The following is an 11,476-nucleotide window of genomic DNA, read 5'->3' as shown; positions in this document are numbered from 1 at the left end:
TTCTGATCCGCATATGGGTGAAAAGGACAGCTTCTTTTGAGCTGTCCTTATACAAGTCCCGTATAAGTTAAGACATACAATATCATAATCTTCTGTCGGTTTCAATGCGATTATGAACCGCTTGGCTGTCTTTGACGGTCTTTCGGGTGAACAATGCTCGGTCTGACTTTCGCTCCCGGCACTGTCGTCCGGACGAGCACCTGCCACAGCGCCTTGCCGTTAAACGGTAAAAACGGCCATAAATACGGCGTATGAAACGAGCGGATATTCGCCATTATGATCAGCAGCAATGTAAAACCTATCACAAAGCCTTTCACTTGGAAAATGGCCACGAGCACCATTAAGATGAGGCGTATCATTTTATTGGCGAGGCTGAGCTCATAGCTCGGGGTCGTAAATGATCCGATGGCGGCGATCGATACGTACAGAATCACTTCTGCTGAAAACAGCCCCACCGCTATGGCGATTTGACCGATCAGCACCGCCGCAATCAGACCCATGGCGGTGGATAAAGCGGTCGGCGTATGGATCGCGGCCATCCTGAGAAACTCAATCCCCAAATCGGCCAAAAAGATTTGCAGAATGATCGGGATATGCGTATTTTTATTTAAACCGATAAAATCCAATCTTTCAGGCAGAAGAGACGGTTCAAGAACAAAGAGGAACCAGATCGGAAGCAGAACAGTTGAAGCGATAATACCGAAGAACCTGATCCATCTTAAAAATGTTCCCACTGAAGGCGCCTGCCTGTATTCTTCCGCATGCTGAACATGGTGAAAAATCGTGGTCGGCGTTATGATCACGCTCGGTGACGTATCAACGACGATGATGACGTGCCCTTCTAAAATGTGATTGGCGGCCACATCCGGCCGCTCCGTGTATCTGACCATCGGAAACGGGTTGTAGCCCTGTTTGACGATGAATTCCTCCACCGTTTTATCAGCCATCGTCAATCCGTCAATGTCAATCGCATTCACTTCGTTTTCGACGATGCTGACAAGGTCCGGGTCCGCGATGTCTTCTATATACACAATCGCAAGATCGGTCTTAGAGCGCTCGCCGACTTTCGTAATTTTGACGCGGAGCCTTTCGTCCCTGATTCGTCTTCTGATCAATGCTGTATTAATGACGATATTTTCGATAAAACCGTCTCTTGCCCCGCGGACGACCTTTTCCGTATCCGGTTCTTCAGGTGTGCGTCCGGGGTAACTTCTGACGTCGACGACGAAAGCGAAGCCCGCGCCTTCAACGATAACGGCGACAAGTCCGGAAAGCACTTGATCCGTTGCTTCGTCGAGCGTTTTGACTTTTTGGACCTGCTGATTGACAAGCCTGTTTTCAACAACGTCAATCGCTTCATCCGCATTTTCGTCATAATTATTGACGTCGACGAGCTGTTCCATTAAATGAATGATAAACAAAGTATCGGTTAATCCGTTGACAAAGTAAATCTGGACTTCCCGGTCTAATACTCGAACTTTGCGGACGCCGACATCATAGCTCGTTCCCATACCGACGCGGTCTTTAAAAAATTGTTCATTTTTTCTAGGATCCCGGTACACCTTGATCATGTTTTCCGGTTTTTCCGGCATGGCTTTCGCTCCTTTCTAAAATGAATTCGACCGCCTTCATCGTAATCGGCGAGCCTTTGGATATGTCATCTTTTCTCCCCATCTTTCCTATGTCGCCGATTCCCACAATGAGGGGAACGTCCAATTTATCCAGACAATACACCGTATCTCCGTTCATTCTGTGCTCGTCCATTTCTCTCATTCCGGTTTTATCGACGCCAAACTCCGTCACTTCTCCATCACGGTCAATGGAGACATCGACTTTCGTCCATTCAGCCTGATGGGTCTTAGAAGCGACCGCAATCACCCCCAGCACTTCAATGTCCTGATGTGAGGCGACATATTTCAGCGCCGTTTCGCCCGGCCCTTCCCCTTGCAGGCCTGAATCGTCAAACATGACAAACACCGGGTCATTCGGCGCGGCTTTAATCAGCTGAACAAGTTCGGGGCCGCTTCTCGTTGACGGATTGCCTTTTGATTGGGAAATACACCGTCCGCCTGCTTGTTCCGCGGCATATTCAATTGTTTTGGCGGCGTATACGTCCCCGTCTGTCACAAGAATGACCTTCCGTTTCGTCATCAGGCATTATCCTTTCGGTTTAAAAATAACGGCTACAAGAAATGCGAATAAAATCGCTGAAGATATACCGGCGGAAGTAAGTTCAAAAATCCCCATGGCGATCCCGATAAATCCATGCTCGTGAGCTTGATGCATGGCGCCGTGCAATAAGCTGTGACCGAAGCTGACGATGGGAACCGTCGCGCCCGCGCCCGCGAATTCGATAAATTTGTCATATATTCCGAACCCATCTAACAAGGCGCCGATGACGACAAAAGTTGTCATTACATGGGCGGGTGTCAGTTTAAAAATGTCAAGCAGCAGCTGACCGATAATGCATATGATTCCCCCGCAAACAAAAGCCAACAGATATTCCATTTATGATGCACCTCCCGCCCGCTCAAATACCACACCGTGCGCGATGGTCGGAATGGTTTCCTTCTGCTGGATCATTGTCGGACTTAAAAGCGCTCCTGTCGCGACAACGAGTACCCTGTTTAGAGTCCCTGCTTTTAATTGATTAAAAATATGTGTGTACGTAACAAGCGCGGAGCAGGCGCAGCCGCTTCCTCCCGCAAACACCTGCTGGTCCGGCGTATAGATGAGAAGACCGCAGTCATCGTGTTTCGTTCCCACGGGATAGCCTTCTTCTTTGAGCAAATCTTTCACGATCGGCGAGCCAACGCCTGAAAGGTCACCCGTTAAAATCAGATCATAATCATCCGCCGTGCGGTTTAAGTCCTGCAGGTGCTGTTTGATTGTGTCGGCAGCGGCGGGCGCCATGGCCGACCCCATATCGAATGGGTCTGTAATTCCGAGGTCGCTTACTTTTCCCACTGTTGCGCTTGTAATCTTGATGTCAGAAGGGTTTTGGCTGATGATGACCGCCCCGCCCCCCGTGACTGTTGAAGTGGCGGTATCCGGTTTTTGCCCGCCATACTCCGTCGGATTGCGGAATTGCCGTTCTGCCGTCGCGTTATGGCTGCTCGTGGCTGCGATCGCCCGGTTCGCAAAACCGCCGTCAATGAGCGCGGATGCGACCGCAATCGTTTCCATTGATGTCGAACAGGCGCCGAACAGACAGAGGAACGGAATTTTCAGATGTCTGGCGACGTAGTTGGCGGTCACATTTTGATTTAAAAGATCCCCCGCGAGTAACAAATCAATATCGCTCTTTTTCAAATTCTGTTTTTGCAAAGCGGAGTTGATGGCATCTTCCATTAACTGACGTTCCGCCATTTCCCAGTTTTTCTGATTGCAATGCATTTCATCGTATGTCTTATCAAACAGCGAACCGAGCGGGCCGTCTTTTTCTTTCGGCCCGGCTGCCGTCCCCGCCGCATTTACAAATAACGGGTTTTCAAACACCCAGGTTTGCTTTCCGGTCAATTTCATTTTTTCTCCTCCTACGAAAACAGTTTTTCAAAAGCAAACCGTATCAGGCCTACGATATAGGCTGCCACGACGCCGAATACAATGACGTTTCCCGCCAATTTAAACATGTTTGTCGCTACTCCGAGCACGAGTCCTTCACTTCTGTGTTCCAGAGCCGCGCTTGTCATACTGTTTGCAAAACCCGTCACCGGCACGGCTGAACCCGCTCCGGCAAACTGCCCGAGTCTGTCATAAATGCCGAATCCGGTCAAAAGGGCGGAAATTAAAATAAGAGTGGCGGACGTCGGGTTGCCCGCTGTTTTTTCATTAAAATTAAAAAAGTGGATGTAAAAGTCTTGAAGAGCCTGCCCGATCAGACAGATCAAACCGCCGATCAGAAAGGCTTTGACGCAATTCCAAACATATGGCGGTTTCGGCTGATAGTCTTTCACTTTTGTTTTGTAATTTTCTTTTAAGTTTGTCACGTCGGTTCCTCCTTATGAATGATGGATAAAATACAGCCAATGAAATAAAGAGCCGGCTATTTTGCCGAACACAATGGCCATCAGCAATATGATGATTTTGCTGCCGAAGCCGATCCGTTTGGCAAGAATGGGAAGCACATTCAGCACTTCTGTAAGCGCGGCGGCCAGCATGCCGACAAACATGCCGGCCAAAAGCCCGACCGGAACGGCCAGCCATTCAGATAAAAAAAAATGATTCATATTTAAGGTTTCCCAGCCGCCGAACACAGCTCCTGAAATAACAGCTCCTTCGTAGGCCTGTACAAAGCGCATTGTTTTTGTCAGCTGCATAAGGCGGGGGACGATTCCCATAACGGTTAAAAAAGCCACAAAGCCTGCCCCCACGGTCAGCCCTCCGCCAAGCCCGACAAACATAACGAAAAGAATGCTAACGATCATGCAGATCTTTCATCGTCTCTTCATTTTCGTGCATTGCGACATAATGATCGAGATCAAGCTGATAATTAAACATCTCGACTTCCAGCGGGCTTGGCTCTTCATTCAGGCGTTTTTTGAAGATGTGATTAAAAAAGACGATCATACCGAGACCGAGGCCGATGCTGTATGGAATCTGAAGCAGATACGGGTATTCATTCCGTTCGCCCGTTATGATTTCATATAAGGCGATATGAACTTCTCTCATACTGACATCTTCATGAAAATTCATAATGGCAAGACATGAACCGATAAAAAGCAGGAGCCAGACACCGACGAACAAAACGGCTGACAGCTGCTTTTTCTGGTAATGGATTTCCACTATCGTTTCAGCGCCGCCGACGGTCTGTACATCAAGCGCAGGAAAAGCGGTATGAATGGTTTTCAGCACTTTTATAATGTCCAGCACGACGATATTTTTGTCTTTTTTCGTGACCTTATACAGCGGCAGTGCCGACAGTTTTTTTTTCAGCTTTTGCTGTCCCGCGATCTGCGCGGCGTCGCCGACTGTGATGATATCTCCGGTATGAGCCTTCACGCGGTGGCGAAGTCTGAGAAATATTCGTCTTTCCATCTTGCATCACCATCTTTCGGGTGGTTATATATGTAGTATGTGGTTCACTTTTGTTCTCATTCATCAGCGGCAAAAGACCATAAATTACCACCGATGCACAAATAAAAAAAGCCGGCCCGTAAAAGGTCAGCTTTCCGTATGATCCATCTGCACTTTAATCTGCTTTAATATTTTTTTCTCCAGCCTCGATACCTGGACTTGGGAAATCCCGAGCCGTTCGGCTACCTCCGACTGTGTCTGATCTTTATAATATCTCAGATAGACAATGAGTTTTTCCCGTTCTTCCAAATCACTGATCGCTTCCTTGAGGGCGATTTTGTCAAACCACTTCTCTTCTGAATGATCGGCGATCTGATCAAGCAGGGTGATCGGGTCTCCGTCATTTTCATACACGGTCTCATGAATGGATGAAGGCGCCCGCACCGCTTCCTGCGCAAGCACCACATCCTCCGCATCAATTTCTAAATGGTCCGCGATTTCCTGGACGGTCGGCACTCTTCCGTATGTTTTTGACAGTTCATCTTTCGCCCGGCGTATTTTATTGCCGAGCTCTTTTAAAGATCTTGATACTTTGACGGTTCCGTCATCGCGGATGAAGCGCTGGATTTCTCCGATAATCATCGGCACGGCATAAGTTGAAAAACGGACATCATAGGACAAATCGAATTTATCAACGGATTTTAACAATCCGATACAGCCGATCTGAAACAGATCGTCCGGCTCATAGCCTCTGTTTAAGAACCTTTGAACGACGGACCACACAAGACGCATGTTTTTTTCTATGAGGAGGTCTCTTGCCTGCTGGTCGCCCTCTTGGCTCTTTTTGATCAATTCTTTGACTTCATGGTCCTTGAGCTGCGCGTTTTTGCTGTTTTTCTTAACCTCCACATCCATAACAAATCTCCTTAATTACAAAGCGCTTTGCTTTTTGATAGGTGTTTTGTTAAGCGTATCGTCGTTCCCATCTCCGGCGAGGAATCAATCGTGACATCATCCATGAAGTTTTCCATAATGGTAAAGCCCATTCCGGAGCGCTCAAGCTCGGGTTTTGTCGTAAAGAGCGGCTGGCGCGCTTCCTCAAGATCCGTGATCCCGAGGCCTTCGTCACGTATGGTCAGATAGACGACATGATCCTCCAGCGTAACGGAGATGTACACCTTTCCGTCGCAGTTTTCTTCATAGCCGTGGATGATCGCGTTTGTTACCGCTTCTGATACGACGGTCTTGATTTCCGTCAGCTCATCCATCGTCGGGTCGAGCTGTGCGATAAAAGAAGCAACTGTTACGCGCGCAAACGATTCGTTCTGACTGAGGGCTGAAAATTCAAGATGCATCTCGTTTTTCATGATGCCACCCCCAACGTTAAAAGCGCTTTTTGTTCTGATTGTTCAAACCTGATGATTTTAAACAGGCCGGACATGTCAAACAGACGTCTCACCGCGGGCGAAATCGCGCACACGACCATTTCTCCGCCGAGCTGTTTAATTTGTTTATAACGCCCTAAAATCACGCCGAGGCCGGAGCTGTCCATGAAGGTAAGATCTTCAAGGTTCAGCACGATGTGACGGATGCCGTCAGCCTCCAGCGATTCAGTAACCTTTTGTTTTAATGATTCTGCCGTATGATGGTCGAGTTCACCTGTTAATCGAATACAAAGCACGGATTCTTTGACATGAAAGTCAATTCCAAGGCTCATGCTCATTCCTCCTTGATATGATCGGATAATGAGTGTTTCGATTTTCGGGAAAGCAATTCCTTCACTATGACAAAACTAGTGCCCGTTCGCCACGATTATTTAAATTTTGTCCAATCCCCCATCGTGCGCTTCAGAAAAGTGAGAAAACCCGCTTTTTCCATGTCGTCTTTTGCCGTGACCGGGCTTTCAACGAGCACCTTTCCGTCTTTTTTCAGAACGAGGCTGCCGAGCACCTCTCCTTTTTTAACCGGAGCTGTTACATTGCCGTTGATTTTCACTTCTTTTTTTACTTTGTCCATGTTCTCTCCCTTTTTGGCCAGAAGAGAAATCGGCTCAGATGTGGTCAGCTTAACCAGTTTCTGTTTTCCTTTTTTTACTTTTACCGTTCCGACGATTTGATCCCGTTTGTACAGCGGGTGTGTTTTGAACTGGCTGAAGGCGTAATCAAGCATTTTGGTCACTTGGGCGTTTCTTTCTTTCGGAGTGCTGGCTCCGAAAACGACAGCAATGACCCTCATATTTCCTTTTTTAGCGGTGGCGGTTAAACAATACTTCGCTTCGCCTGTAAAGCCCGTCTTCACGCCGTCTACACCCGGATAAAATTTGATCAGCCGGTTTGTATTAACGAGCCAGAACTTTTTGTCTGTATTTTCTCTTAAATAATCCTCATACGTTCCCGTAAATTGAGTGATTTTATCATACTTTAATAATTCCTTCGCCATTTTCGCCATGTCATAAGCAGAGCTGTAATGGTCTTTTTCAGGCAGTCCCGTCGGGTTTTTGAAGGAGGTATCTTTCAATCCCAATTCTTTTGCTTTTTTGTTCATCCGGCTGACGAAATCCTCTTCTGAACCGGCGATATACTCCGCCATTGCGACGGATGCGTCATTTCCGGAAGCTATCGCAATTCCTTTGAGCATTTCTTTTACCGTCATTTCTTCTCCGGGTTCAAGGAAAATCTGTGATCCGCCCATGGACGCGGCATGTTCACTCGTCCTGACTTTATCGCTCATCTTTATTTTCCCTTTGTCAAGCGCTTCCATGATTAAAAGCATGGTCATAATTTTTGTCATGCTTGCCGGCGCCAGACGCTCCCGGCTGTTCTTGTTATAAAGAATGCTTCCCGTATCGCGTTCAATCAGCACGGCGCTTTTGGCTTCATGAGCGAGCTCCGATGTATGTTTTCCGTCCGGCTTTGCAAAAGCGGACGGTGCTGATGCCGTTAATAAAATGCCAATCAACAAAGTGGATATAAGACGTTTCATCTCCAAAGCCCTCCATTTCATAATCCTTTTTATTTTTTCCAAATCCGGTGGTTTTATACGCCTTATCTGGAAAATGTTTCGTGTTGAGGGCATAAAAAAACAGCTGCTTCCGAAGAAACAGCTGACTTATGCTGACTTATTTTTGAGATCGTGCGACTACGGCTTTTACAAGCTTCAAAAAGCCGCCTTTTACTTTTTCCGTCATTTCCATTACTTCTTCATGGGATAACGGCTGGTCAAGAATACCTGCCGCTGCGTTGGAAATGCATGAGATGCCGAGCACGCGCATCCCCGCGTGGTTGGCGACGATGACTTCCGGCACGGTCGACATGCCGACAGCGTCAGAACCCATCGTTCTTAAAAACCGAACCTCAGCAGGCGTTTCGTAAGACGGCCCCGTAACAGCTGTATACACCCCTTTTTGAACAGGAATGCCCAGCTCATCGGCCGTTTTTTCAGCCAAGCTTGACAGCTCTTTGTCATAGGCTTCTGACATGTCCGGGAATCTCGGTCCGAATTCAGCTTCGTTCGGCCCGATTAACGGGTTGGTGCCCGTAAAGTTGATGTGGTCTGTAATGATCATCAGATCGCCGGCGCGGAATTCAGTGTTGATACCGCCGGCTGCGTTCGTCACGACAAGAGATTCAACGCCGAGCGCCTTCATCACGCGGACGGGAAATGTGACCTGATCCATTGAGTAGCCTTCATAGTAATGAAAGCGGCCCTGCATCGCGATGACCTGCACGCCTTCAAGCGTTCCCATCACAAGCTGGCCGGCATGGCCTTCTACCGTTGAGACCGGAAAATCAGGGATCGTTTCATATGTAAGCTTGACAGCTCCTTCAATTTCATCGGCCAATACGCCGAGCCCTGACCCTAAAATCAGACCGATCTTTGGTGTTTCTTTCACGTGTTCTTTAATAAATGCAGCAGCACGTTCGATCTTTTGTTTCAAAAAAAGTCCCCCTACTGTAATCTTGATAAAAAGCTTTTTCCGTATTCCGGCTTTTCCGTTTTGAAATTATCCGCAATGGTTGCGCCGATATCGGCAAATGTATCCGCAAGCGGCAGCTGTTCAGTGTGTTTGTGCTTTTTGCTGTAAACAAGAAGCGGCACATACTCCCGCGTGTGATCCGTGCCGTGATGGACAGGATCATTGCCGTGATCCGCAGTGATGATAAGCAGATCGTCTTCTTTCATTTTTTCAAACACTTCCGGAAGCCTCGCGTCGAATTCCTCGAGCGCTTTTCCGTACCCTTCCGGATCGCGGCGGTGTCCGTACAGCGCGTCAAAATCAACGAGGTTGGCAAAGCTCAGGCCCGTAAACTCTTCACCGAGCGTTTCAATCACTTTGTCCATGCCGTCCATATTAGATACCGTGCGGCGGGAAGATGTAATGCCTTCTCCGTCATAAATATCAGAAATTTTGCCGATGGAAATGACGTCTAATCCGCTGTCTTTCATTCCGTTCATTACCGTGCGGCCGAACGGTTTGAGCGCATAATCATGACGGTTCGGCGTGCGTTTGAAGCTGCCCGGTTCTCCGACGAACGGTCTTGCGATAATCCGGCCGACCATGTACTTCGGATCAAGCGTCAGTTCTCTTGCCGTTTCACAGATGCTGTACAGCTCGTCAAGCGGAACGACATCTTCGTGAGCCGCAATCTGCAGTACGGAATCTGCTGATGTATAAACGATCAGCGCACCCGTTTCCATATGTTCTTTTCCGAGCTCGTCCAGAATTGCCGTGCCTGAAGCCGGCTTATTGCCGATGATTTTCCGTCCTGAACGCCGCTCAAGTTCCTGAAGAAGTTCATCCGGAAATCCTTCCGGGAACACTTTAAACGGTTTTTCAATGTAGAGGCCCATAATCTCCCAGTGCCCCGTCATCGTATCTTTCCCGTTTGACGCCTCCTGCATTTTTCCGTAGTACGCAAGAGGGTGCTCCGTTTTTTCCACGCCCTTAATGTCTCCGATCAGTCCGAGACCGAGCTGCGCCATATGGGGCATATGTAAGCCGTTCATGTGCTCTGCGATGTGTCCGAGCGTATTTGCGCCTATATCATTAAAATCGGCGGCGTCCGGCGCTTCACCGATTCCGACAGAATCCATTACGATCAAAAATACCCGGTTATATTTGTATTCAGACATCATAAAAGCCTCCTTTTCTTCCATCTGTCCATTGTAGCTTACAGAGGTCAGACAACTCAAGTATAAACCGTTTACATTCTTGTTGACAATGCCGATTCAAATAATTAGAACCTTCTCTGTATTCCGCCAATCCGGCAAAAAAAGCCGCGGCCCCTCTGGCAGCGGCTCCTAAGCGCGCGGATGATACTGTTTGTACACGTCCTTCAGCCTTGTTTTCGTCACATGCGTATAAATTTGCGTCGTGGAAATATCGGCATGTCCGAGCATCTCCTGCACGGCGCGCAGATCCGCGCCGTTTTCGAGCAGGTGCGTTGCAAAGGAGTGCCGGAGCGTGTGCGGTGTCAGCTCTTTTTTAATCCCCGCTTCAAGGGCGATTTTTTTCAGGTTTTTCCAGAATCCCTGACGGCTGATCTGCCTGCCGTGATGATTCAGAAAAAGCGCTTCGGTTACGTTTTTCTTTAATAATTTCCCTCTGGCTTTTTCAATGTACGCTTCTATCGCATGAGAAGCGGCTTCACCAATCGGCACAATCCGCTCTTTCCGCCCTTTTCCGAAGCAGCGGACAAATCCCATCGTCAAATGGACGTCGGATAATTTCAGCTCGATCATCTCGCTGACCCTGATGCCGGTCGCGTACAGCAGTTCAAGCATGGCTTTATCCCTGAGACCGAACGGGCTGTCAAGCTTAGGCGTGTCCAATAACCGCTCAACTTCGTGAAGCGCCAATACTTTCGGAAGCGTCCGCTCTGTTTTTTGTGTTTCAATATGTACCGAAGGATCTTTATCCGCGGCTTTTTCCCTTAACAGAAATTGATGAAAAGACCGGATTGACGCCAAATGCCTGGCAGACGTCTTGCCGGATTTCCCGGAGTCCTTTATATGCTTTAAATATTGAATAATATGAAGACGGGTCACATCATTCCATGAAGTGATCTGAAGGCTTTCAGTTAAGAAGAGAGAATAACTTTTCAGATCACGCTCATAGGACATCATCGTATTTTGGGACAGCCCTCTTTCAACCCTCACGTAATGGATGAAATCCTTAATTTGATCCTTCACTCTCGATCTACTCCCCGTTTTGGTAAAAAAAGATCAATCGGCCGAACCAGCCGTCTTTCTCCTCATGTTCCGTTTTGGCCACTTTGACGGCGGAGCCTTCCGGTTTATCGTACCGATGATAGTTTTCATACTCTGAATTCACCCATATCATAGCATAATAGAACAGCGCGGTAAAACCTGTGAACAGTATAAACACTTTGATCGTATCCGCGGCTGTTTTTAAGAATCTGCCCATCTTTCGATCGACCCTTTCTTTGGCGGCTGTTAG

At 47.9% G+C, this 11,476-nt stretch carries 15 protein-coding genes; all 15 read right to left on the bottom strand.

Annotation, left to right across the window (positions count from 1 at the left end; translation table 11 throughout):
* Positions 1–110 precede the first annotated feature (110 nt).
* The 15 genes from AR442_RS07425 to AR442_RS07355 all read right to left on the bottom strand — a co-directional run bounded on the left by AR442_RS07425 (position 111) and on the right by AR442_RS07355 (position 11,443).
* Positions 111–1,592, bottom strand: coding sequence for a spore germination protein (locus AR442_RS07425; RefSeq protein WP_017418066.1), 1,482 nt, complete (start codon positions 1,590–1,592; stop codon positions 111–113).
* A complete protein-coding gene (gene spoVAEA / locus AR442_RS07420) occupies positions 1,546–2,154 on the bottom strand; it encodes a stage V sporulation protein SpoVABEA (protein ID WP_087920769.1) in 609 nt (202 codons plus the stop codon). Before spoVAEA ends, AR442_RS07425 begins: the two co-directional genes overlap by 47 nt.
* Positions 2,155–2,157: 3 nt before the next feature.
* Positions 2,158–2,508, bottom strand: coding sequence for a stage V sporulation protein AE (gene spoVAE, locus AR442_RS07415; protein WP_007409415.1), 351 nt, complete (start codon positions 2,506–2,508; stop codon positions 2,158–2,160).
* On the bottom strand, positions 2,509–3,525 hold the full coding sequence (gene spoVAD, locus AR442_RS07410) for a stage V sporulation protein AD (protein ID WP_015240132.1): 1,017 nt from the start codon (positions 3,523–3,525) through the stop codon (positions 2,509–2,511).
* A gap of 11 nt (positions 3,526–3,536) precedes the next feature.
* The gene (gene spoVAC, locus AR442_RS07405; RefSeq protein ID WP_053284901.1) at positions 3,537–3,989 is read right to left on the bottom strand and encodes a stage V sporulation protein AC; all 453 of its coding nucleotides are present in this window, start codon (positions 3,987–3,989) and stop codon (positions 3,537–3,539) included.
* 12 nt (positions 3,990–4,001) lie between these two features.
* Positions 4,002–4,427: a stage V sporulation protein AB gene (locus AR442_RS07400; RefSeq protein ID WP_014418289.1), complete on the bottom strand. Its 426-nt coding sequence runs from the start codon at positions 4,425–4,427 to the stop codon at positions 4,002–4,004.
* Positions 4,417–5,037, bottom strand: a complete 621-nt coding sequence (locus tag AR442_RS07395; protein ID WP_003153349.1) for a stage V sporulation protein AA — start codon at positions 5,035–5,037, stop codon at positions 4,417–4,419. The genes AR442_RS07400 and AR442_RS07395 overlap by 11 nt, the downstream gene beginning before the upstream one ends.
* A gap of 126 nt (positions 5,038–5,163) precedes the next feature.
* The gene (gene sigF / locus AR442_RS07390) at positions 5,164–5,931 is read right to left on the bottom strand and encodes an RNA polymerase sporulation sigma factor SigF (protein ID WP_003153348.1); all 768 of its coding nucleotides are present in this window, start codon (positions 5,929–5,931) and stop codon (positions 5,164–5,166) included.
* Positions 5,932–5,942: 11 nt separating this feature from the next.
* Positions 5,943–6,383 (bottom strand): anti-sigma F factor, encoded by a 441-nt coding sequence (gene spoIIAB, locus AR442_RS07385; protein WP_003153347.1) that lies wholly within the window; start codon positions 6,381–6,383, stop codon positions 5,943–5,945.
* On the bottom strand, positions 6,380–6,733 hold the full coding sequence (spoIIAA, locus tag AR442_RS07380; protein ID WP_007409411.1) for an anti-sigma F factor antagonist: 354 nt from the start codon (positions 6,731–6,733) through the stop codon (positions 6,380–6,382). Before spoIIAA ends, spoIIAB begins: the two co-directional genes overlap by 4 nt.
* A gap of 95 nt (positions 6,734–6,828) precedes the next feature.
* Complete coding sequence (locus AR442_RS07375) at positions 6,829–7,998, bottom strand: D-alanyl-D-alanine carboxypeptidase family protein (protein ID WP_021494259.1); 1,170 nt, start codon at positions 7,996–7,998, stop codon at positions 6,829–6,831.
* A 136-nt stretch (positions 7,999–8,134) separates the two neighbouring features.
* Positions 8,135–8,953 (bottom strand): purine-nucleoside phosphorylase, encoded by an 819-nt coding sequence (locus AR442_RS07370; RefSeq protein WP_007612343.1) that lies wholly within the window; start codon positions 8,951–8,953, stop codon positions 8,135–8,137.
* Positions 8,954–8,964: 11 nt separating this feature from the next.
* Positions 8,965–10,149, bottom strand: coding sequence for a phosphopentomutase (gene deoB, locus AR442_RS07365; protein WP_015417748.1), 1,185 nt, complete (start codon positions 10,147–10,149; stop codon positions 8,965–8,967).
* A 168-nt stretch (positions 10,150–10,317) separates the two neighbouring features.
* Entirely contained in the window at positions 10,318–11,208 is an 891-nt protein-coding gene (xerD, locus tag AR442_RS07360; protein ID WP_007612347.1) for a site-specific tyrosine recombinase XerD, read from the bottom strand.
* A gap of 7 nt (positions 11,209–11,215) precedes the next feature.
* Complete coding sequence (locus AR442_RS07355; RefSeq protein WP_003153331.1) at positions 11,216–11,443, bottom strand: YqzK family protein; 228 nt, start codon at positions 11,441–11,443, stop codon at positions 11,216–11,218.
* Positions 11,444–11,476: the final 33 nt, after the last annotated feature.

Origin of the sequence: Bacillus velezensis (genome assembly GCF_001461825.1) — a bacterium.
Taxonomy (GTDB): Bacteria; Bacillota; Bacilli; order Bacillales; family Bacillaceae; genus Bacillus; species Bacillus velezensis.
The sequence above is the reverse complement of the archived record's forward strand: the minus strand, read 5'-3'. Positions and strand labels throughout refer to the sequence as shown.